The organism is Gluconobacter cadivus, assembly GCF_015244745.1.
In the GTDB taxonomy this organism is placed as follows: domain Bacteria; phylum Pseudomonadota; class Alphaproteobacteria; order Acetobacterales; family Acetobacteraceae; genus Gluconobacter; species Gluconobacter cadivus.
This window is the reverse complement of sequence record NZ_JABCQI010000004.1, coordinates 240,127-262,420: the sequence shown is the minus strand read 5'-3', so window position 1 is coordinate 262,420 and position 22,294 is coordinate 240,127. Positions and strand designations below refer to the sequence as shown.

The following is a 22,294-nucleotide window of genomic DNA, read 5'->3' as shown; positions in this document are numbered from 1 at the left end:
CCCGATACAACGTCAGGGGTGTCCTATCGGTTTTGTCCTGACGCCGACATAGACACACGATGTCCATGGTTTCGGCTCGACGTTCCGTGATCCCTGACAGGATCAAGGCGTTTCTGGCCGATAAAGGTTACGATGCAGACTTCATTCGCGAGGAGCTTTCCGAAGCCGTCATTCCACACGAAAACAACCGCCGCGATCCTGTCTCTCATGATAGGATAAGTATCGTTGGCGAAATTTCGTCGAGCGCCTCTTCTATAAACTCTAGGACTGGCAATGTATTGTCAACCGATATGACGAAGCCAAGAAATCATATCTTGCCTTCGTCAATCTTGTCTCACCATTCCAATGAATAACCTTTGTCTGCAAAACTTAGTTAAGCTTGGAAAGGCTCGGATCTTGCATGCGTCATTATGGACAGGGTGAAGGATGGCAAGAGATGCTAAAATATGTTTAGATTTATTGGAATATTAAATATTTATTGTTCCGTTTACTGTTATGATGCACGATCCACCAAGAATAATTTGACCATCTTCGGTGTAATGAATGACAATTTTTCCATCGCGACCAACTTTTTGACCTTGGTTGGCGATATAAGTCGTTTCCTGTATTTCTAAAAGTTTGTAATGTTGGCGGAAAGCCGCAACGCTACCATTTCCGCTACCGCAGACGGGATCCTCTTCGATGCCACATGCAGGCGCGAATGTCCGGACCTCAATCTCGCCAGACTGACCCTTATCGCCAAAAACTGTTACGCCAGTGACGTTCAATTTATTAGAAAGAGCTGTCAGGCGTTCCAGATTTGGTTTGATATTCAAAACATCCTTTGCATCTGGGATATAGGCGACAATCCAAACAATCCCTGTATTGACCGTCATAGGAGAAGCGATTCTGGACACAGAGCGCCCAAGGGCGGCTTCTATTCCTGAAATGGCTTCGTTGGTAACAACCTTCAGTTTCGGTTCAGGAAGCGTAAGAGAAATATGCGTATCTTCCACGTGGAGAGTGACCAGACCGACACCACACTCCTGAATAATTTTTCCGTTTGTAGGAAAAATACGCTTTGCCTCGAGCGCGGCAAATGCGCTTCCGAGTGTAGGGTGTCCAGCAAAGTTCAGTTCGTTGCGGGGGCTGAAGATGCGCAGCTTATAGGTTGCACCTGGCTGAGTTGGGGGGAGTAGAAATGTCGTTTCCGACAGGTTTGTCCAACCAGCGATCGCTTGCATTTGTTTTGTGTTCAGTCCTCCAGCATCCAGTACAACAGCAACAGGATTTCCCTTAAAGGGAGTAGAGCTGAAAACATCCACAATTTTGAAATCGCGGCTCATGACATTTCCTTTTGGAATTTTTCTGTATCTTTAATTGATATTAAATCACGCTACAAAAAATTAAAAATATAATGTTAATTATGTCGTAAGGATTTACCCGGAAAGAAGCGGGCGCCCATTAATATGGGTTGCGATTTATATTTTCCTTTAGTGTGTTTGCTGTATTCCGAATTGATTTTCTAATGCGGCAATATAATCTTTTTGACGTTTTGTATGTGCTTCATGAAGGGTTAGGCGATTGATGAGCAGGGTATGCATGTACGCAATTTCTTCGATATGGTTTAGTCGATTGAGAGAGTGTGTTGCTGAAACAGCATGTCTTCGATGAACATTGAGAGATTTTGCTATGTATACAATTTCTGCATCTTCCTGCGTCAGAAGTTCTACATAAATTCTCCAGTCTCCAGCAACGCGAAGTGTTTTTAAATCTTTTTGACAGGCATTAATAGCAGTCAACAAACGTTTTTTCTGAAAAATGGCGCTACTGACATTGAGAACGAGATTACGTTCAAACAGGCATTCTCTTACAAATCCTTCACCTGTAAATTGACTATTATTTTCCAGAAGTGCGCCTACACTTTGTGAGTAGTAGGGACGATAAGATGAAGACATTGGCGTTCCGTCTTCATCTACAGAGCGGCTATCGGTGAATGCCATAACAACAGACGGATTGCTGTTGATGCCGTCCAGAATATTTTCGAGAAAATCAGGTTCACAAAAATCATCTGCTTCGGCAATCCAGATCCAGTCGCCTTGTGCGAGGTTAAGGGCTTTGTGCCATTGCCGGAAGACAGATCCTGAGGGAACAGTATTTTCAATGCAGAGAATGTCTCGGTTCCAGTCTTTTGCAGTCTGACGCGCAATTTCCAGACTGTTATCGTGAGACGCATCGTCAAGGACAATGATTTCAAAAACCGGTATTGTCTGTGCAAAAATGGAAGACAGGCGGCTGCTCATGTAACGGGCATAGTTATAGGACGGAATAACGACGGAGATGTTTGGCACCTTTGGGAGAGCCAGGCTGAGAATGTTCTGAGCATAGTGTTTGAAGCTGAATGCGTCCTGTGCGAACCGCCCGGCTTTCTGGCGTTCTTTACCAGTTCTTTTCATGGACCAGATGGCCAGTTCTTCAGTTGCACTGGCCAGAGTTGAGACATCTGCGAACGGAACAGTCCGGTTTTGGAAATCTTTATTGCTGTCGAGTTCTTTCAAAAGATCTGGAATTCCCCCTGCGTCGTCGAATGCAACGCATGGAAGGCCCGCAGCCAGGGCTTCAAGAACAACCGAAGGGTAGGGGTCTTCGCGTGATGGCAGAACAAACACATCGGCCGCGGCAAACCAGGCCGGAACATTGTCTATCCGTCCCGGCATGTGGAATGTGCCGCTGGAGCAGGCGTTTTCCAGTTCAGTGTGAAGGCTGTTTTTCAGAGACGGATCAATATCTCCCAGCCAGACACAGTGTACTGTGCTGCGCAGTTTGCGCCAGAGCTGAAGGAAAAGGTCAAACCCCTTTCGCAAATCCGCGTAGCCTGCGCCGATCACGACCGGATCTGTTGAGCTAAAGCCCATCTGTTTGCGGATCGTCTGCCGTGTCTGCAAGGAAAGTGACGCGGCGGTATAGAGGCCCTGTGGCAGGATTTTCAGGGTTTTTGCAGCTTCGAGATCAAGTTTTCTGGCCACACTTCTGGCCGGGACAATAACATTCCGAGCAAGCGCGCAGGCCTGTTTCATAGACGTATAAAGATTGCGGCTGCGGAGGAGGGTCGGAAGTTCATGGATCAGGAACAGGAAATCGATACTTGCCTGCGCAAGGTGAGGCGCGATTCCTGAAGACGCAGCACTATTGAGGATAGCTGACTGAAATCCCTGCTTTTGAAGTGTGTAGAGACGAGATGCGAGTGTTTCTGCTTCTGCAGAAAGTATTTCAGTCGGTGCTACATTCCGATAGTCATTCAGAAGTGCGCCGTCCGCTAGAAGAAGAAATTGAAGCTCCACTCCAAAGCAGTGTTGCAGGGTGCGGCCTGTTTCCAGAAGCAGTCTCTGCGCGCCCGCTGGAAATGCGTCATGACCAATCAGCAGAAGCTTGGATCGAGACCGCTTGCCGCCAAAGCCCGTACAGGCGCGGGCCGTCGCGTTGAGATAGGCGCTTCCGAAATGCTGATCCGGTTCCAGATATGCTCCCTCGGCCCATTCGTTCCAGGCATTGATGCACACGACCGGGTCTCCGAAGAAAGTCCGGGTTTGAGCCTGTTCGATCAGGCCGCCGAGCCAGTGTTCGTAGAGTTCCGGTGTTGATCCCTGCAGCACAAGACCTTTTCCCTGCCTGCGCGCGTCATTATCCCAGGAGGGGGCCGCAGTTCGGATGAGTGGAAACGGCGCTTCGGGTTGAGACAGGGCATGCTCCACGACGTCACTGTAATCATAAACCTGAGCACTGAACTCATTATCGAAGAGTTTGAGTTCGTCATTCATCAGGTTGCAGCCTGATACAACCTTGTGGGGCGGAAACTCAATGGCCCCGTCCAGTCCGAAAAGGTCGGGATTTTCGTCTCCAAAGGCCTGTCCCATGACAAGGATCGGGTTTAATCCGTGTCGCTCCCGGAACATCGCGCGCCATCTGGCGATCGTGGCCGGAGCAGCGGGAATTGTGCCGGGACGGTAAATCATGAGGACCGGTCGGCCATCGCAGTGGATATAGCGCGGGTCTTTCAAATAGCGGGCAAAGCAGTCCACGAGGGCTTCGTCATCTTCGGGGCGGTAGTCCTGCGCAATCAAAAGGTCGTCATCCGATCCGTCCCAGCGACGGCTCCAGTTCTCATTGGCCCACATCAGGCAGAACGGAAGGTCGATCTGCGGGTTGGCCAGCAGGATGTCCAGTGGTTGTTCCAGCAGGCGCTGGCGGTTGAACCAGTAGAAATAGAAAATGAACCCTTCAATGCCCGCTGCCTGGGCCATGGCAGCTTGCCGTTCGAGGATTTCTGGCGAGTTCAGAGTGTAGTGACCGAGGTCGCGTGGAATGCGTGGCTGATAATGGTCTGCAAAACGTGGAACGCCGCGGGGCAGGTTGGCCCACTCCGTGAAGCCATCGCCCCACCAGGCGTCGTTCTCTGGAATGGCGTGAAACTGCGGAAGATAATAGGCCAGAACTCGCGCGCGGCGAATGGCGCTTTTGGGAAGGGGGCGGGGCTTTTCAAAAAATGGGCCGGGTTTTGTTCTGCGTTTGATTTCGCCAAAAACCGATATTTCGCTTTCAGGACTGCATGGATGAACATCCGGTCGTTCGCGGTTTTCCAGATAATGAAGAAATGGATTGCTTTCGGGCGCGTTTCGCAGGTGTTTGCGCCTGTAATAAAGCGGGTCGAACCCGTCGAAGGGGCGTCTCGCTTCGCGAAATCCCTGAATCATATAATGTTCAAGCGCATCCAGGCCAGCTTTCGCGACATCCGGATAAGACCGCAGATAGAATTCCGGATCGAAATCCGGAATGGGGCGCAGAGGGGTCGTGTGTCGGTTCAGCAGATAATGGGCGAGGGCCAGCATCCGTTCCGGAACGTGATAGGTTTTTACATACCAGGTCGGGTCGAACCATGCGATCGGGCGACGTCCTTCCCGCTCACCGCGCAGGACATAATGCAGTAACGGATCGCCAATAACGTCGCGGTTCTGACTGAGATACCAGTGAGGATCAAAAAAAGGATTGGGTTTGCGGCCTTCGCGCCATCCATGCTGGTGAAAATGGCGAAGAACGTCGGTTCCAAGCGGTTCAAGATCCGGATTGGTTTTCAAATAGTAAAATGCGTCGAAAAGTCCGGAATGCCCGAGAATCTGAAGAGGCGACGCATCGACCGGGAAAGGCGGTGCTTGTGAATCGTCAGCAGGGGAATGTGAGAACGCATTCGGCATTAATGACTTTTTTACGGTTTTTTAACTTTATTCAAGCCGTTAATTGATCGTCATTCCAAAAGGAATTTGATCGCATTGCCGTGCGGTGTCATACCGTGGCGCCTTGAAGGCAATGCTGCTTTCAGGTCTGGTATCGGAGGCGGGTTAACGATGGACATCAGCGCGTTACCGATTGTCGCGGATGGTCCGGTTCATGAGCACCGGACTGTGCGTCTTGAGGGCGGCCTCGATCTGGAATGCGGGGTGCATCTGGCACCGCTGGAGATCGCGTATTGTACATATGGAACGCTCTCGCCAGCACGCGACAATGCCATTCTGGTCTGTCATGCATTAACGGGCGATCAGTATCTCGCGGAACAGCATCCTCTGACCGGAAAACCCGGCTGGTGGAGCCGCATGGTGGGGCCAGGCCTTCCGATTGATACGGATCGGTATTTCGTTGTGTGCTCCAATGTTTTGGGGGGCTGTATGGGCACGACGGGGCCGCGCTCGGTCTGTGCAGAAAACGGGAAAGCGTGGGATAGCGCGTTTCCGCCGATCACCATGCATGACATCGTGGCTGCCCAGGCCAAGCTGATCGACCATCTGGGGATTGGACGCCTGTTTGCCGTTATTGGTGGATCAATGGGCGGAATGCAGGCCCTGACCTGGGCTGCGGATTTCCCGGACCGGGTGTTTGCCGCCATGCCGATTGCAACCTCGCCGTTTCATTCCGCCCAGAATATCGCCTTCAACGAAGTCAGCCGACAGGCTATTTTTGCCGATCCGGACTGGCATGACGGTCACTACCGGGACTTCGATGCCATTCCGGCCCGTGGGCTTGGGGTCGCACGGATGATGGCGCATATCACCTATCTGTCGGAGGAGGCCCTCAGCCGGAAATTCGGACGGCGCATCCGGCATGATGCCGCCACGGCTGTGCCGGCGTCCAGCAGTCCGTCTCTGTTTGGCGAGATGTTCGAGGTCGAGAGCTATCTGCGTCATCAGGGTTCGTCATTCGTGCGGCGCTTCGATGCCAATTCCTATCTGACCATCACGCGCGCGATGGACTATTTCGATCTGGCTGCGGAACACGATGGGGATCTGGCCAACCCTTTCCGGAAATCGCAGACGCGTTTCTGCGTCGTTTCTTTCAGTTCGGACTGGCTGTTTCCGACATCCCAGTCGCGTCTTCTGGTGCGGGCATTGAACCGGGCAGGCGCGAACGTGTCTTTCGTCGAAATCGAGAGCGATCGCGGGCACGATGCTTTTTTGCTGGAAGAGCCCGATTTTGACCGGACCATCCGGGGCTTCATCAATGGCGCTGCCGAACATGCAGCCCTTCTGGCGGGAGAAGGCTGATGCGTGTTGACCAGCGCCTGATTGCCGAAATGATTGCGCCCCGGGCCCGTGTTCTGGATGTCGGAAGCGGAGACGGCACTCTAATCGACTACCTATACCGGACGCGTTCGTGCGATGCGCGTGGCATAGAGATCGACATGCAGAACGTCACGCAGTCGGTTGCCCACGGTCTGCCTGTCATGCACGGCGATGCGGATCATGATCTGGCGGATTATCCAGACGGTACGTTCGATTACGTCGTGCTGCAAAGAACCCTTCAGGCCGTCGAGCGTCCGCGGGAAGTCCTGCGGCAGATGCTCAGGATCGGGCGCTATGCGATTGTTTCCTTCCCAAATTTCGGACATTGGCGGCTGAGGCTTCAGCTTCTGACGACAGGCCGGATGCCAATGACGTCTGTCTGGAGCACGCCCTGGTACACGACACCAAACATCCATCCCTGCACAATCCGGGATTTCCTCGTTCTGTGTGAAGAAGAGGGATATGTCGTTCAGCAGTGGCTGGCGATTGATGAAGATGGAGCCCGTGCGCCCTGGCGTCGCTCCATCAGGCTCGCCAACCTGTTCGGGGAACAGGCGATGTTCCTGCTGCGGCGAGCAGAACCCTGACCGGGTTCAATTGTTTGCAACCTTTCCTTTAGGGTAGGGTTTGAAGATACAGGCCTGACTCAGGTCTTTCATCATCAAAGCGGAGTGCTGGATTTATGAGCGATATTCTTCAGGCCATCGCATCCCGTCGTGCTACCAAGCATTTTGATGCGGACCATCAGATTGCGGATGCTGATCTGACGGCGATTCTGGAGGCGACCCGCCATGCGCCGACAGCATTCAATATCCAGAACTATCGCTTTCTGGTTGTGCGGGACGCCGATCAGCGTCGCAGAATTCGCGCCGCCGCATGGGATCAGCCGCAGGTCGAGGAATGTTCCGCGCTGATCGTCATGTGTGCCGATATCAAAGCGTGGGAGAAAGATCCCGCACGGTACTGGAAAGACGCGCCGGAATCCGTACGCGAAGGGTATGTCGGCATGATCCGCTCTTACTATGAAGGGCGCGAACAGGTGCAGCGAGACGAAGGTTTCCGGTCGTGCGGTCTGGCGGCCTATGCGCTCATGATGGCAGCATCGGCCTATGGTCTCCAGACATGTCCTATGGACGGGTTTGATTTCGATCGGGTCGGGGAGATCATTAATCTTCCGGTGGATCATGAAATTGTGATGTTTGTCGCGCTTGGGCGTGAGGCATCCTCGCCAAAGCCTCGCGGCGGGCTCTTGCCTCTTGATGCACTGGTTCAATACGACAGCTTCGCCTGATGGCAAAACTCAAGAAATAGCAATGGTTTTTCACAGAATGGCATTGCTGTATCCTTGCAATGGGACAAGTGCTGTCCTACATCCCATAAGCACTTCAGGGGCATTTTCTGAAATGTGACGATGACTTCATGATCCTGCTGGCTCTGTGAGCACATCGGGCAAGAAGTGGTCTGCAATATAAAGCCTGCGGCCGATTGGTCGGGCGGGATGTATAGCGGTGCGGTTAACTGAGCATGACCTTGCCGTCTCAAAGGAGAGGTCCATGACCAGTTTTGCCGAACTCAAGCTTGCTGAACCGATTCAGAAGGCTCTCGCAGAAGAGGGTTACACCACGCCTACGCCGATTCAGGCCGGGGCCATTCCCTATCTGCTGGAAGGCCGTGATCTTCTGGGTCTTGCCCAGACCGGCACAGGAAAAACTGCAGCATTTGCCCTGCCGATTCTGAATCATATCTTTTCAAACCGTCGTCCTGCGCCGCCTAAGGGCGTTCGGGCTCTGGTTCTGGCGCCGACGCGAGAGCTGGCATCCCAGATCGGCGAAAGCTTTGCCGCTTACGCACGGCACATGAAATTTTCCTACGCTGTCGTATTCGGCGGCGTGGGGCAGGGGCGACAGATCGAGGCAACGCGCCGCGGTGTAGACGTTCTTGTGGCTGCGCCGGGCCGTTTGCTTGATCTGATCGGGCAGAAATATATCGACCTCTCCAGCCTTGAAATTCTCGTGCTTGATGAAGCCGACCGCATGCTGGACATGGGCTTCGTGCGCGACATCCAGCGCATTATGGCCCTTCTGCCCAAGCAGCGTCAGACCCTGCTGTTCTCGGCAACCATGCCGCCGTCCATCAGCGATCTGGCGCATTCGCTGCTGAAGGACCCGGCGACCGTTCAGGTCACACCTGAATCCAGCACCGTTGATCGCATCAATCAGGCCGTGATGTTCGTTGATTCGAACAGCAAGAAAGATGCGGCTCTCATGCTGCTGGAAAGCCCGAGCGTTGCCCGGGCCGTGGTCTTTACGCTGATGAAGCACGAAGCCAACAAGGTCGCCGAATTCCTGAACAAGAACGGGATCCGTGCGGAAGCCATTCACGGCAACAAGTCTCAGGGTGCGCGCGAGCGCGCTATGGCTGGGTTCCGCAGTGGAGCCATCAAGGCACTGGTGGCCACCGATATCGCGGCGCGTGGTATTGATGTGGACGAGGTCAGTCACGTCTTCAATTACGACCTGCCCAACGTTCCGGAATCTTACGTCCATCGTATTGGCCGGACCGCACGTGCCGGACGTGAGGGTTGCGCAGTGTCGCTGTGTGATGCCGAACAGCGTGCATGGCTCAAGGATATCGAAAAGAAAATCGGCAAGCCTATCCCTGTCGTGACCGATCATCCTTTCCATTCCGAAGAAGCACGCCTCTCCACCCAGCGTCCTCCCGTTCTTGGCGGGGGGCGTGGTGGCGGCGGCGGAGGTGGACGACGCCGTTCGGGACCTCCGTCAGGTGGTCGTCCGGGTGGCGGACGTGGAGGCGCTCCCAGCCGTAGCGGTCATCGTTCCGGCCCACGCTGATCTGTCTTTGAAAATATTTCCTGAAGAGCCCGTTTCTGCACACATGCAGGAGCGGGTTTTTTTTATATTGCTCGGGTCCGTACCAAAGACCATTATTCTTATAGAGTAGGGAATTCCATTTTAATAAATAACAATGTCTTCTGTCAGTTCATGCCGACTCTATCGCCCGGGTTTGACCTGACCGGCATGGGGATCGATAGATACCAGCAAAAATGGCTGGTGACTGCGGGAATGTCCCTGATGGAACATCGAAAGACGATCCAGTTGCGCGACGGGCAGCCACAGTCGGCCATCCGGTGCAAGGCAAGGTGCATCCGCCCAGTGCAAACGTGAATCCTTGAGCAATCTCGTGATCTTTCCGGAAACGTCTTTCCGATAGACGCCATTATCCTTCAGATTGGTGAAATAGAGATTTCCTGCAGCATCCATGGCGCTTCCTCCGATTGGAGGTAAATCTGCCCAAGGTTTTACAGCTGCAGACAGATCGGTTGACGACACATTGGGATCATCGAGCAGAGCTGTCGGAACTTGAGACCACGGCCCTTCAAGCGGCCCGAAATACAGCCATTTCCCGTCCGGACTGACTTCTAGTGGATCGGTATTCACCAGAAGCGGCTGTTGCGAACGGTTCTCCACGACGTGTCCATCCATGACAATCGGTCGATCTGTCCGTGCGCGTGTGGAAACATCGTTGTCCAGAACACGACGCGCCTGACCTGTTTTAATATCAAGTACGATCAGCGCTGCCTTGCCCGCATCCGTCAGATAGGCACGCATCCCGTTGAAACGGATATCGTCGATATAACTGCCTGCCTTCGCGATTTCTGGGCCCAGAGGATAGATCCGCAGCACATGCCCTGTTGCCGGATCAATGCGGACCAGTTTGGCTCCTCCAGATACGGGGACACCTCCAAAAGATGGAGTTCCCGTATCAACAACCCAAAGCGTGCCGTCAGGAGCGACATGAAGGGCGTTGACGTTGACAAAGCGATGCGTTGAATCCCGTCCGGGTTTCCAGCCATTCCAGTCAGCATCCGGAAATGGCACTATCTTTCCATTCTTCGTCAGAAGACCTCCGGCCGGTCCGGAAAATCCGGTCCAGCGAGGGCCTGCGACAAACACATGGCCACCAGCAAGCGCCACGGCGTTCCAGTCCATTGATTTAGTGGTCGCTTCGATCCTGATGGTCTGGGCATGCGACGGGACGGAATACGTGCAGGCCGCAACGAAACCCGTGCAAACGGCAATGGCGATCCTGCGCAGGCCTCTTTTAGAGAAAGTCTGCTGTCGATTCTGTTTCATGAATCCCATGATGTCAGATCCCTGCAATAAAACCGGACGGCGTACCGTCAGCAGGATCGACAAACACCACGTCGTCTGGTGCCCGTCGCGGCGTATCGATGGCCAGAAAAACGACTGGATGGCTCAGAATACAGGGCACGGCATGCACAGCCCGACGGGGGAACATCAGAAGATGGCCGGGGGCAAACGGCGCCTCCTCCTTGGGATCATCAATCCAGAATGTGCCTGTCCCGGAGAGGACATGAAGCACTTCATCGCACTGGGTATGATAATGCGGTGGCACATCCCGGTAGATCCGGAAGACCCGGATACTGGCTTCCGGCTTGTCCGTCAGATAAGTGTCCAGCAGCATCGTGTCTGCCGTTTCGGGAAACGCCGTCGCAATTTTATTGAGATCGAAGCGACCTCCCATCCGGTTCAGGATCATCAGATGCTCTTTGTCATTCATGAGGTCTGCTCCTCTCAAATGCTTTGGCTGTTTTCGTCATGATTGCCTCCTTTCAGGCAGCAAAACCCTCGAGAACGATTTTGCCTTTGGCCTGACCACTCTCGATCAGAGCGTGAGCCTCTCGCAGATTGGCGGCAGTGATGAGACCGAGATTTTTGCCGAGCGTCGTGCGAAGACGACCGTCATCTACGAGCCGCGACACGTCGTTCAGGATTTTCCCCTGAGCGCTGATGTCTTCCGTCCCAAATAGTGAACGCGTGAACATCAGTTCCCAGTGCAGGGACAGGCTTTTGCGCTTGAGGGGTACAGCATTGAGTTCAGCCGGATCATCAATCAGGCCGAAATGTCCTTGAGGGGCAAGAAGTTCGACGATCTCCGCCAGGTGTCGATCCGTCTGCGTCGTGGAAAAAACAAAACCAGGAGCGCCGGTAGGAAGGGCAGCAACCTGTGCGGCCAGAGGCTTGCTGTGATCGATCACACAATCTGCCCCGAGAGATGTGACCCAGTCCTGCGTTTCAGGGCGCGAAGCCGTGGCAATGACCGTGATGTCGGTCAGAACCTTGGCCAGCTGGATCGCCATGGAACTGACCCCGCCTGCGCCCCCGATGATCAATATGGACGGCGTCGTTCCCGGGACAGGCCGACGAATGTCCAGACGATCGAAAAGCATCTCCCAGGCGGTGATTGCGGTCAGCGGTAAGGCCGCGGCTTCGGCCCAGTTCAGAGAACGGGGTTTGCGACCGACAATCCGTTCATCGACCAGATGAAATTCGGCATTGGTCCCCGGACGATTGATCGCGCCCGCATAAAAGACTTCATCGCCGACAGAAAAATCCGTGACGTCCGGTCCGGTGCCGACGACAATGCCTGCGGCATCCCAGCCCAGAACACGCCACTGACCCGCCTCCGGTGTTGCGCTGCGGCGGACTTTTGTATCAACCGGATTGACCGACACGGCCCTGATTTCCACCAGAAGATCCCGGCCCGAAGGAACAGGTTTCGGCAGATCGATGTCCTGAAGGGACGCCGGATTTTCGATGGGAAGCGGCGTCTGATAACCGATGGCCCGCATGATGTCTCTGCTCCTCTGTTGGATGAGGAGAAGAGTGAGCACTATGCTGTTTTCAGACAAGAACGCACTTTTAACGCCCATAGTGTCGGAAATGATACCGTTATGACCCGCATCCGCCATCAGTCGCTCGATTGCAGCCCCGGCTGCGCTGTTGAAGCAACGCTTCAGCTCATCGACGGAAAATGGAAAGGCGTGATCCTCTATCACCTGCTTCAGGGGACCCTGCGCTTCAACGCCATCCGCAAGCGCCTGCCCAACATCACGCAGAGAATGCTGACGACCCAGCTTCGCGAACTGGAGCGTGACGGGTTCGTGTTACGGACGGTTTATCCGGAAGTTCCGCCAAAGGTGGAATACAGTCTCACCCCACGCGGGTGGACTCTCGAGCCCGTCATCATGGCCCTCAAGAAATGGGGGGACGAACACACGGTTTTCAAGCCCGGCCCTGCGGACTGCAAGGGTCAGGACGAAGCATTTTTGCCTGTCATTGACTCCTTTTCAGCCGCTGAATGAACACTCCGGAAATACTGGGTGAGAAGAAGCCATAGGGGATTTTCGATCCATCTCCATGGTTCGTGTTTCTTAGCGCGAAGTTCCACCATTGATGAGAGCTTGGGGAATTATCAGCCCCATCATGGTGACAAAGATGAGCAAAACCCCCACGCTTCCGAGCGCGATGGGAAGGTTTGCACTCTGGGCGACAAATCCCAGGGCCGCAGGGCCAACCAGAATTCCTGAATATCCGAGCGTTGTTATGGCCGACACGGCAAGATGTTCTGGCATGAAAGTCTGTCTTCCAACGGCTGAATAAAGCACTGGAACCACGTTGGCACACCCTGCGCCAACCAGTGCGTAGCCCACAAGGGTCAGCTGCCAGACCGGAAACATCGTCACCAGAAACATTCCCATGGCAGCCAGAAGACTTCCACCCACGACCAGCATACGGCCGGGGATATGGCGAACCAACCGATCTCCCAGCAATCTCCCGACTGTCATTGTGGAAGCAAACGCAACGTATCCCAGCCCCGTATAGCGCATCTCGACGTGACGCACTGTCGCCAGGAAGACCGCGCTCCAGTCGATGGCAGCTCCTTCCGCCAGAAAGACGATAAAGCACATAATCCCTATGATCAGAACGATCCCATGAGGGAGAGCAAAGGCGGTCCCGGCGTCCGAACTGGTTCGCCCGGTCAGCAGACCAGAGAGCGCCAGACATGCACTCAGAAACAGCAAAACAACAACGACAAGAGAGGCCTGAGTGGGCGTGAAGCCAAGGCTGAGCAGGCTGCTCACGCCTACGGCTCCGAGGAGGCCACCTACGCTGAAAAGGCCATGAAAGCCCGACATCATGGTTTTTTGGCAGCCGCGTTCGACGATAACAGCCTGGACATTCACGACGCAGTCAATCGATCCAACTCCCGCGCCGAAAATAATCAGGGCAGCCACAAGAAGAGGCATAAAGTCTGAAGACGCCAGAACAGGCAAAGCGCAGCAGACGGCCAGGGTGGCCATTGCAATGATCCATCGGCAACCGAAGCGTCCAGCCAGACTTCCAGCAATGGGCATGGCGATGATCGATCCCATCCCCAGACATAAAAGGAGCAGACCAAGATTGGCGTCTGTGAGGCCGCATCGCAGTTTGACATAGGGAATGATCGGCGCCCATGCCGCACCCGAAAAACCGGCGATGAGGAATGCCAAACGGGTTGAGTGCTGGGCCCGGAGCGAAGCTGGGTGAGGATTGCCCATCAATGACACGTCGAAAAAACCTTTATTTTCATGCGGTAGGGAGGCACTGGTCAGAGGGGCTTTCGGCGTGATGTCACACGGGCAAGCTGCCGGACCGTTTGATTTCGCGGATTGAGAAATGCGTATGCATTTCCTTGATGCACCCCAGCATCCGGATTTGCCGCATCGAGAGGTTATGAAAATCGTTCATGTCCCGGACGACTATCTGTAGCAGATAATCATATTTTCCCGAGACATTATGACAGGCGATCACTCCGGGCATTTTCGAGACTGCGCTTTCAAACCCGGTCATCGTTTCTTCTGAATGGTCATCGAGCATGATGCTGAGAAACGCCAGAAGATTGAGGCCAAGCGCTTTTGCGTCTAACTCTGCGTGGTATCCCGCAATGCAGTCGGCTTCCAGCCGCTTCAGCCGTTTCCAGCACGCGGGCGCGGAAATACCGACCCGCTGCGCCAGATCGCTGTTGCTCAGGCGTCCATCCGCCTGAAGCGCCTGTAAAATCGTACGGTCGATCTGATCCAGCTTTATCATCAGATCAGGTTAATATTCTTTCCCAAACACGTCCATGAAACCAAGCTTTTGAAAGCACATTTTGTCAGGAATTTCCTAGGTTCGAAGGGAATGGAGGCAAAATGCCTAAGAAAATGAATGATCGCACACTCCTGACCCACGCGGCTGTCAATCCGGCTGAGCACCATGGGTTCATCAACCCTGCCATCTATCGCGGTTCGACCGTCGCGTTCCCCAACGTCGCTGCTCTGGCTGGGAGGACGCAGCCCTATCGTTACGGTCGATGGGGTAACCCAACCTCAACCGCACTGTGTGAGGCCATCAATGCGCTGGAAGGAGCTATCGGCACGGTGCTCTGCCCGTCCGGTCTGACGGCCTGCACCACAGCGATCTTGGCGGTATGTGGTGCGGGCGATCATCTGCTGGTTCCCGACAGCGTTTACGGCCCGGTCCGACATTTCTGCGATACCGCGGCACGACGGATGGATATCCAGACCACCTATTACGATCCCCGCGTTGGGGCTGGCATTGCCGAACTGCTCCAACCCAATACCCGTGCCGTCTTCCTCGAATCTCCTGGTTCCGGGACGTTCGAAATTCAGGACGTTCCCGTTATCGCCGCCATAGCCCATGAGCGTGATATCTGCGTTCTGATGGATAATAGCTGGGAAACGCCTCTGTTCCTGAAGCCACTGGAACTGGGTGTTGATCTGTCCATCATGGCGGCAACGAAATATATCGGTGGTCATTCCGACGTGATGCTGGGCACGATCGCCTGTGGCCCCCGTGCGTGGGAGCAGGTCAGAGACATGCATTTCCAGCTTGGCCAGTACGTCGGGCCGGACGATGTGACGCTTGTTCTGCGCGGGCTTCGTACCCTCGATGTCCGTCTGCAACGGCATCAGGAAAGTGCGTTGACCATTGCCCACTGGCTGGAACAGCGGCCTGAAGTCTCGCGTGTATTTTATCCCGCGCTCCCGTCTCATCCGGATCATGCTCTGTGGCAGCGGGATTTCCGAGGGGCCAGCGGTTTGCTGTCATTCGTGACCCGTAGTCCGTCATCCGACGTCGTGGCAGCTATGATCGACGGGCTGAAGCTGTTTACGATCGGCTATAGCTGGGGCGGCTTTGAAAGTCTGGCGCTGCCCGTGGATCCCCGTTCCATGCGCACTGCCACACAATGGACGGAAACCGGGCATCTCATACGGTTGCATATCGGTTTGGAAGACGTCGATGACCTGATGGCTGATCTTGAAGGGGGTTTCAGCCGCCTGAGAGCGATCGCAACGCAGAAAAACCTACGACAGACAGGTCATGCCTGACCCGACCGAAATGTCTGGCGCAGACAGCATGCGGAATTGATTCGCGTGATGCCTGCACTCAATGATTTTTTATAACCCATCAGGATGAGAAGGATGTGTAAGACATATCATTCCCGGATGGCACGCTTGGGTTAAGGAGAAACGGCATTATGACACTACACACTTGGTGGCTCTTTCTGGCCGCTGTTTTTCTGCTCTCAGGCACGCCGGGCCCCAATATGCTGCACATTCTGTCGCGCAGTGTTGACCTTGGTATGAGGCGAAGCATTGCTGCCATGGCGGGCTGCCTCACGGCACTCGTGACCGTTTTGACAGCGTCATCCGTAGGATTAACCACGCTGCTTATGGCGCTTCCGGGCGCATTCGAAATTCTGAGATATGTCGGTGTCGCCTATCTGCTTTATCTCGGCATCAAAGCGTGGCGCAGCGATGTTGCCCCTCTCGATGTCGATGAGGACAAGCTCCCTGTGTGTCTCTCTCCGGCCATTCTGTTTCGGGGCGGCTTTATCATCGGTATCAGTAATCCCAAGCTTCTTCTGTTCGCAGCAGCTTTTCTCCCGCAATTTGTTAATCCCGTTGCCGCACAGGCCCCTCAGTTTGCAATCCTTGTTGCGAGCTTCTCGGCTGTCGAATGTTTTTGGTACGTCATTTATGCCGCAGGGGGGCGTTCGTTATCCCATTATCTGACGCGTCCCTCCATCAAACGCATCTTCAATCGTGTCACAGGAGTGATTTTCGTTGGGTTCGCAGCTCTTCTTCTGAAAACCCGCCCCAATTGATTTTTCACATCAGATCCACGCTTCGCCTGAATGATGACGGTCTGTTTTTGCGCGCTTGAGTGATCGTTACGGATCAATGCTGGTTGGGTCTGGCCACGTCGCCAGCAGAATGGAGGGAAGCGCCGTCTCGATAAAAGTGCCGATCGGATCTGGCGTATCGAACAAGAGTGCAGGGCGGCCTTCTATCACCATATGCGCCAGTCCATGAGCCGTTGCCATTGCACTGGCCATATGGGGGCGAAAGACACGGTGATGCAGATTGGTTGGTTCGTGCCCGAAATAGGCTGCTGCTGCATGGGCATAGTGTGTCAGCGCTTCAAAAGAAGCCTGCATCAAATCAGCGTCTTTGAAATCAATCAGATCCACGCGGCAAATAAGCCGGAATAATCCGGGATTACGTGCGGCGAATGTCACGTAGCCCAGAGCCTGCGTCCGAAGATCTTGAGCCGGCATTCCGGATGACGGGAGAGCATCCAGTTCCGCTCCGAGCTGCTTGAAAATCCGGATGGCAACAGCTGTCAGAAGCCCCTTCGTGCCATTGAAATGATGCGAGGGGGCTCCGGGAGAGACGCCAGCAGACTTCGCAGCTTTTCTCAGGGTAAACCCTTCAACGCCTTCTGCTCTGATGATGGCTTCTGACGCCACAATAAGTGCCGTTTTCAGATCGCCGTGGTGATAGCTTTCCCGTGCTGTCACGCTCATATCACCTCCTGTGTGTTAATGTGAACATCGTTCAAATTGATGGCTGCTTCAATCTATGCAATGTTCAGATGGAGAAATCACTCCACTGGGAGACGTTATATGACACAGCGCGCACTGATCGTAGGCCTCGGCATTGGCGGCATGTCCGCTGCCATCGCATTGCAGCGTCAGGGCTGGACGCCTGTGATTGTCGAACGTGCTCCCGAGCGGCGGAAAGGTGGGTATTTCATCGGTCTGCGCGATGAGGGAAAAAATGCCGCCTCGGCTTTGGGTGTGCTGGATGTCATGGAAAAAAGAACTCCGGAAAACATTCGTTTCTGGGATGTGCGCAAGGATGGCACCCGCAGACGCATTGCCGATCTGACGCAAGAGACAAATGCGCCGATTGCCGTGCTGCGAGGGGATATCGAAGAAGCTCTCTGGTCCGGAATTGAAGGAAAGGTGGACGTCCGGTTCGGCACTGTCCCCGTGGCGATCGCGAATGGCGCCATGCAGGCTCAGGTCACACTCCGCACCGAAGGCGGTGAGGAAACGACGGAAACCTATGATCTTGTGATAGGGGCTGATGGCGTCCGTTCAACGGTGCGCAGACTGGTCTTTGGTCCGGATAAAGCGTTCTTCCATTCAATTGGCACGATGCTGTGTGCTTTTCCCCTGGCGCGGCCCGTCGAGGGCTTCAAAGCTGGCGATGGCCTTATGGTCGCGGATGTAAAGCGCACTTTGACCGTCTTTCCTCTGGAAGGACGTCCCTCAACCGCACTTTTCTCATACCGAACCAGAAATCCGGAAAGAGCCTCGAGAAAAGATCCTCTTCCCACGCTGCGCCAGATATTTGCCGATCTGGATGTGGGCGGGATTATTTCCAAAGCTCTTGAGGATCTGGCAACAACAGACGACTTCCTTTTTGATTCCGTTCAGATGGTCAAAATGCCTCGTTGGTCGAAAGGTCGTGTCCTGCTTCTGGGGGATTCAGCCTGGTGTCTGACACTGTATTCAGGCATGGGGGCTTCAGCCGGGATGCTCGGTGGACAGGTCCTCGGCGAAGCTTTCGCGGCTTGTCCGCAGGACATTGATGGTGCGCTGAAAACGTTCGAGGCCCGGATGCGCCCATTTGTCCGCAAGCATCAGAGATTCATCGCTCTGCGTTCCCAGTTGTTCGTCCCGTCAAACCGCTTTTCGCTCTGGGGGCGCCGTGTTCTGTGGCAGATCCTGCTGCGCTCCAGGAAATACCTCTTCCGCAAGAATGCATGAGGAAGGGGAAGGCAGGGCTGATATAGTCTATCTCTAAACCAGACCTTTCGTTTGTCTCTGAAAGCGGACGTTTGCCGAGAGATTGGGTGGCCGCCCGTGAGGCGCAGCATCGCAGTTTTATCGATTTTCATGGCGAATAAAAAAGGCATTAAGGGCAAGAAACGGAGTTCGTGAGGGCACCGAAGGCGACATAAGAATCCGTCTTTATCGCCAGGAATTTTTCGATGAACGATCCGCATCTCACGATTGAGCCGTCCATTCTTTATCTGGGGACTCCAGTTGTCCTGATCAATACGGTTAATGAAGACGGAAGCTCTAATCTTGCGCCGATGTCAGCCGCGTGGTGGCTGGGCTGGAGAGCCATGCTAGGACTTCAGACGGCGTCAAAAACCCCACAGAATATGTTGCGCACAGGACAATGCGTTCTCAACCTGCCATCTCCGGCGCAGGCTGATGCAGTGAACAGGCTTGCTCGCCTTACTGGAAGCAAAAGCATTCCTGAATTCAAACAAAAACTGGGCTATACTTACGAGCCGTCCAAATTTGAAGTTGCGGGTCTTACACCCGTCGCGTCTCAAACGGTCAACGCGCCTCGTGTTCTGGAATGTCCAATTCAACTGGAAGCCGTTCTGGTCGCGCAGCACGGTATCATGGACGATGATCCCCAGGTTGCAGGCCTCATCTCGGCTTTCGAAGTGCGTATAACGCGTGTCCATGCGCATCCGGGCATCCTTATGGAAGGATACGAGAATAGAATTGACCCGGATAAATGGCATCCTCTCATCATGAACTTCCAAAAACTGTACGGAGTTTCTGATGCTCAGATCGTGCCATCCCGTCTCGCCGAAATTGATGAAACAATTTATCGGATGCCTGATGTGGATCGGGCGCGTACAGAAAAGAACTGGCTCTGATGAAGAGCGCCGCAGCCGTGACAATGGCCTGTCGTCTTATCGAGGAAAGCGAAGAAAGCCTTTCGCTGACAGATCTTGCGCAGGCGGTTGGCCTGAGCAGCGGCTATTTTCATCGTACTTTTAAGGCCCATACCGGGCTTACACCCAAGGACTATGCTGCCGCACATCGTGCAAAGCGCGTTCGCGCGGCATTGGCGCGTGAGGCAACCATCACCAATGCGATTTACGATTCCGGCTTTAGCTCCAGTGGTCGGTTCTACGAAACGTCTCGTGCAATGCTTGGTATGACACCATCACGCTACCGCAAAGGAGGGGCCGACGAAGATATTAAATTCGCGATTGCAAAGACAACGCTTGGTGATCTTCTCGTGGCTTCAAGTGCTGCGGGGGTAGCCGCTATTTTGCTTGGTGATGATCCTGAAGTGCTCCTTCGCCAACTTCAGGATATGTTCCCAAAAGCGCGCCTGCTCGGTGCCGAAGCGGATTATGAAGCGGTTGTGGCTGAAGTCGTAGGATTTATTGAAGTACCTAAAATCGGACTTCACTTGCCGCTGGATATCAGAGGCACAGCATTTCAGCGCAGAGTATGGCAGGCCCTTCGCGATATTCCTTTTGGGCAAACGCGGTCTTACACTGCTGTTGCGGAATATATTGGTCTGCCACGCGCCACACGGGCAGTGGCAAAAGCCTGTGCAGCTAACAAGTTGGCTGTCGCAATTCCATGTCACCGTGTGATTCGCCGTGACGGTTCTCTGTCTGGTTATGCATGGGGCGTGGATCGTAAAGAGATCATACTGGACAGAGAGAAACTGAAAAAAGAGAAGTGATCGTAAAATTATAACAATTAAAATAAAATCCTAATTTTTTAAAGTAATTGTATGTTTGTGCGTTAAGGGTATTATTGATTTATAGATACAAAATAAATGCCCTTTTAGTCTGTGATGCGCCTTAGATCGAACCGCATTGCACACCGGGAACCCTCTGGAAATCCATGTGCCTGCTCCCTGTCGAGGATGGATATCAGGCGCTGATTCAACTCGTCATGCGTAAGGATCACGAAACCCATTTTGGAGTAAAATGGTGCATTCCATGGAATTTCCTGAAAAGTAGTTAAAGTTATATCTGCCAGCTCTTTGCGTAGAGCCCAGTGTTTAAGATGTTGTAGTAATGCTTTCCCGATCCCGCATTTCTGCCAGGACGACGCGACTGACATTTCAAGAATATGGACGTCCTTATGCTTCACAGAAGCTGTCAGAAAACCGACAGGCGTATCTGCTGTATCCACAGCTACCCAGCATGTCTTTGTCTGTATAGAGCTTCGGTGCGCCTCCTCTGGCATCGTCTCTGAGGTCGCAATCCAGGCCAGTCCCGGCACAGACCTGAAAGATTGTGCTGCAGAAAGTTCAATGGCGGGCAGTTGCTCTATGTCCGTCAGGCGTGCGTCACGGATCTGAAAAGTTTGCTTCTGGACGCGTGAATTCATGTTCAGGACTTTGCTGAGGCGTGTTGGCGCATATATACCGACGATATCAGGTAATGCTGGGCGGTATAGATGACAGGGCCAGAAAGCTGAGCGCCAGTAGCGTTACAAAATGAACTGAAATGGCATCAACCTCGCAGAACTGATCGTGCAGTTTACCCAGATTTATGATAGCAGACTGATACCTCTTCTTATTAAGACGACTGCCTTTTGATGATTGTTGCGGGATATAATGTGCCAAGACCAGCGGGGGTGCCGAGGGAAAATCGCGCTCAGTCTATGCTGTATCCGTTATGCCGCTTGCGGGCTTCTGCCTGGCGTTGTTTGCGGATCAATAGAGGATCGCGTTGATAGGGAGTTCCCGGAAAACCTCAGCCCGCTTTAGGTCCTTGAATATCGCGCACCCCTGCGAGATTCAGGACCGAATGTGACGGGATATCATGAAATTTATCTTAGTGGCGGAGAGGGTGGGATTCGAACCCACGGTACGCTTCCACGCACGGCGGTTTTCAAGACCGCTGCCTTCAACCACTCGGCCACCTCTCCATCCGGCAGACTTCATTTCTGAAGACTTCTGTTCGGATCTGGATGCTTCATGCGACGGGAAGCATTTGCCGTCAAGTCGCTATGTTACATATACCCTCTCTCCTTACTCTTTGAAACGGAGGAGGGGGAACTCAGCAACATTGAAGCATGCCATCTAGAACGTCATGGAAGGCGCCTTGTGCGTTTCCGGCTGCCATAACCTCCAAGGATATGACGTCCATGACGATCCTTCGTCCTGTTGTTTTTCTTCCCCTCATTGCGGCTCTAGGCCTGATGGGAACTCCTCTTCTGGCTTCGGCGCAGGCGCACCATGCGTCCGATTGGGTTCAGCCGCCTCCGGGAGGTCCGCGTGGCGCTCCCGGCCATATGATGCCTCCTGTTCCTCCCGGCGTTACACTGACGGCGGCTCAGAAAACAAAGCTCAAGGCCATTTTTGAAAAGGCTCATCAGGATGAGCGCGCGCTTCGTCTCGAAGGGCGGGCGATCGAGGACAAGATCCACGATGCCCTCAGTGCTGTCGGCGATCTGGATCGTGCAACGCTGACGGATCTGAGTGGGCAGGAAAACGCCCTCAAGGCGAAAGTCTCCGCGCTGCATCTCGAAACCATGGAGCAGCTTCATGATCTATTGACGCCTGCTCAGCGCCAGCAGGGCAAAGAGACCATGGACAAGCTCAAGGCCCTTCATGAACAGATGAAGGCTCTGATGGGGCATCCGCCAGAAGGCGAACCGGACGACATGCCCTGAAAACCGAGGTTTCTGCGTCTATCGCTTGACGC

At 53.9% G+C, this 22,294-nt stretch carries 20 protein-coding genes and 1 tRNA gene; 11 read left to right on the top strand and 10 right to left on the bottom strand.

Going from position 1 to position 22,294, the window contains the following annotated elements; genetic code table 11:
* Positions 1–467: 467 nt before the first annotated feature.
* Together HKD28_RS08075 and HKD28_RS08070 are read right to left on the bottom strand one after the other, a co-directional pair.
* On the bottom strand, positions 468–1,325 hold the full coding sequence (locus HKD28_RS08075; RefSeq protein WP_194267852.1) for a PhzF family phenazine biosynthesis protein: 858 nt from the start codon (positions 1,323–1,325) through the stop codon (positions 468–470).
* Positions 1,326–1,472: 147 nt separating this feature from the next.
* The gene (locus HKD28_RS08070) at positions 1,473–4,730 is read right to left on the bottom strand and encodes a glycoside hydrolase family 99-like domain-containing protein (RefSeq protein WP_235993375.1); all 3,258 of its coding nucleotides are present in this window, start codon (positions 4,728–4,730) and stop codon (positions 1,473–1,475) included.
* 648 nt (positions 4,731–5,378) lie between these two features.
* On the opposite strand from HKD28_RS08070, the gene metX reads away from it, so the two are divergent.
* From metX to HKD28_RS08050, 4 genes are all read left to right on the top strand, one after another.
* On the top strand, positions 5,379–6,569 hold the full coding sequence (gene metX / locus HKD28_RS08065) for a homoserine O-acetyltransferase MetX (protein WP_194267850.1): 1,191 nt from the start codon (positions 5,379–5,381) through the stop codon (positions 6,567–6,569).
* A complete protein-coding gene (metW, locus tag HKD28_RS08060) occupies positions 6,569–7,174 on the top strand; it encodes a methionine biosynthesis protein MetW (RefSeq protein WP_194262188.1) in 606 nt (201 codons plus the stop codon). The genes metX and metW overlap by 1 nt, the downstream gene beginning before the upstream one ends.
* A gap of 95 nt (positions 7,175–7,269) precedes the next feature.
* Positions 7,270–7,878 carry a nitroreductase family protein gene (locus tag HKD28_RS08055; RefSeq protein WP_194262187.1) on the top strand — a complete coding sequence of 203 codons (609 nt, stop codon included), beginning with the start codon at positions 7,270–7,272 and terminating at the stop codon, positions 7,876–7,878.
* Positions 7,879–8,140: 262 nt separating this feature from the next.
* The gene (locus tag HKD28_RS08050) at positions 8,141–9,439 is read left to right on the top strand and encodes a DEAD/DEAH box helicase (protein ID WP_194262186.1); all 1,299 of its coding nucleotides are present in this window, start codon (positions 8,141–8,143) and stop codon (positions 9,437–9,439) included.
* 159 nt (positions 9,440–9,598) lie between these two features.
* Here the strand turns inward: HKD28_RS08050 and HKD28_RS08045 are convergent, their stop codons facing one another.
* From HKD28_RS08045 to HKD28_RS08035, 3 genes are read right to left on the bottom strand one after another with little or no spacing between them, the layout of a single operon-like run.
* Positions 9,599–10,741, bottom strand: a complete 1,143-nt coding sequence (locus HKD28_RS08045; RefSeq protein ID WP_235993366.1) for an SMP-30/gluconolactonase/LRE family protein — start codon at positions 10,739–10,741, stop codon at positions 9,599–9,601.
* Positions 10,742–10,754: 13 nt separating this feature from the next.
* Positions 10,755–11,189 carry a cupin domain-containing protein gene (locus HKD28_RS08040; RefSeq protein WP_194267848.1) on the bottom strand — a complete coding sequence of 145 codons (435 nt, stop codon included), beginning with the start codon at positions 11,187–11,189 and terminating at the stop codon, positions 10,755–10,757.
* Positions 11,190–11,241: 52 nt separating this feature from the next.
* Positions 11,242–12,261, bottom strand: a complete 1,020-nt coding sequence (locus tag HKD28_RS08035) for a zinc-binding alcohol dehydrogenase family protein (RefSeq protein ID WP_194267847.1) — start codon at positions 12,259–12,261, stop codon at positions 11,242–11,244.
* Between the two features lie 102 nt (positions 12,262–12,363).
* On the opposite strand from HKD28_RS08035, the gene HKD28_RS08030 reads away from it, so the two are divergent.
* On the top strand, positions 12,364–12,774 hold the full coding sequence (locus tag HKD28_RS08030; protein WP_207728912.1) for a winged helix-turn-helix transcriptional regulator: 411 nt from the start codon (positions 12,364–12,366) through the stop codon (positions 12,772–12,774).
* Positions 12,775–12,843: 69 nt separating this feature from the next.
* Here HKD28_RS08030 and HKD28_RS08025 read toward each other — a convergent pair whose 3' ends face one another.
* Complete coding sequence (locus HKD28_RS08025; RefSeq protein ID WP_235993365.1) at positions 12,844–13,962, bottom strand: MFS transporter; 1,119 nt, start codon at positions 13,960–13,962, stop codon at positions 12,844–12,846.
* A gap of 121 nt (positions 13,963–14,083) precedes the next feature.
* Positions 14,084–14,542, bottom strand: a complete 459-nt coding sequence (locus tag HKD28_RS08020) for an Lrp/AsnC family transcriptional regulator (protein WP_194262181.1) — start codon at positions 14,540–14,542, stop codon at positions 14,084–14,086.
* Between the two features lie 101 nt (positions 14,543–14,643).
* Here HKD28_RS08020 and metC point away from each other — a divergent pair, with 101 nt between their 5' ends.
* Both metC and HKD28_RS08010 read left to right on the top strand, forming a co-directional pair.
* A complete protein-coding gene (gene metC / locus HKD28_RS08015) occupies positions 14,644–15,843 on the top strand; it encodes a cystathionine beta-lyase (RefSeq protein ID WP_194267845.1) in 1,200 nt (399 codons plus the stop codon).
* 149 nt (positions 15,844–15,992) lie between these two features.
* Positions 15,993–16,622, top strand: coding sequence for a LysE family translocator (locus HKD28_RS08010; RefSeq protein ID WP_194267844.1), 630 nt, complete (start codon positions 15,993–15,995; stop codon positions 16,620–16,622).
* A gap of 66 nt (positions 16,623–16,688) precedes the next feature.
* On the opposite strand, the gene HKD28_RS08005 is transcribed toward HKD28_RS08010, so the two are convergent.
* Entirely contained in the window at positions 16,689–17,324 is a 636-nt protein-coding gene (locus HKD28_RS08005; RefSeq protein WP_194267843.1) for a TetR/AcrR family transcriptional regulator, read from the bottom strand.
* A gap of 99 nt (positions 17,325–17,423) precedes the next feature.
* On the opposite strand from HKD28_RS08005, the gene HKD28_RS08000 reads away from it, so the two are divergent.
* From HKD28_RS08000 to HKD28_RS07990, 3 genes are all read left to right on the top strand, one after another.
* Entirely contained in the window at positions 17,424–18,575 is a 1,152-nt protein-coding gene (locus HKD28_RS08000; protein WP_194267842.1) for an FAD-dependent monooxygenase, read from the top strand.
* Positions 18,576–18,799: 224 nt separating this feature from the next.
* Positions 18,800–19,489 carry a flavin reductase family protein gene (locus HKD28_RS07995; RefSeq protein ID WP_194267841.1) on the top strand — a complete coding sequence of 230 codons (690 nt, stop codon included), beginning with the start codon at positions 18,800–18,802 and terminating at the stop codon, positions 19,487–19,489.
* The gene (locus tag HKD28_RS07990) at positions 19,489–20,316 is read left to right on the top strand and encodes a bifunctional transcriptional activator/DNA repair enzyme AdaA (RefSeq protein ID WP_194267840.1); all 828 of its coding nucleotides are present in this window, start codon (positions 19,489–19,491) and stop codon (positions 20,314–20,316) included. Before HKD28_RS07995 ends, HKD28_RS07990 begins: the two co-directional genes overlap by 1 nt.
* 104 nt (positions 20,317–20,420) lie before the next feature.
* Here HKD28_RS07990 and HKD28_RS07985 read toward each other — a convergent pair whose 3' ends face one another.
* Complete coding sequence (locus HKD28_RS07985) at positions 20,421–20,972, bottom strand: GNAT family N-acetyltransferase (RefSeq protein ID WP_194267839.1); 552 nt, start codon at positions 20,970–20,972, stop codon at positions 20,421–20,423.
* 453 nt (positions 20,973–21,425) lie between these two features.
* Positions 21,426–21,515 (bottom strand) — tRNA-Ser (locus HKD28_RS07980).
* Positions 21,516–21,734: 219 nt separating this feature from the next.
* Between HKD28_RS07980 and HKD28_RS07975 the strand changes: the two genes are divergently transcribed.
* The gene (locus tag HKD28_RS07975) at positions 21,735–22,262 is read left to right on the top strand and encodes a Spy/CpxP family protein refolding chaperone (protein ID WP_235993364.1); all 528 of its coding nucleotides are present in this window, start codon (positions 21,735–21,737) and stop codon (positions 22,260–22,262) included.
* Positions 22,263–22,294: the final 32 nt, after the last annotated feature.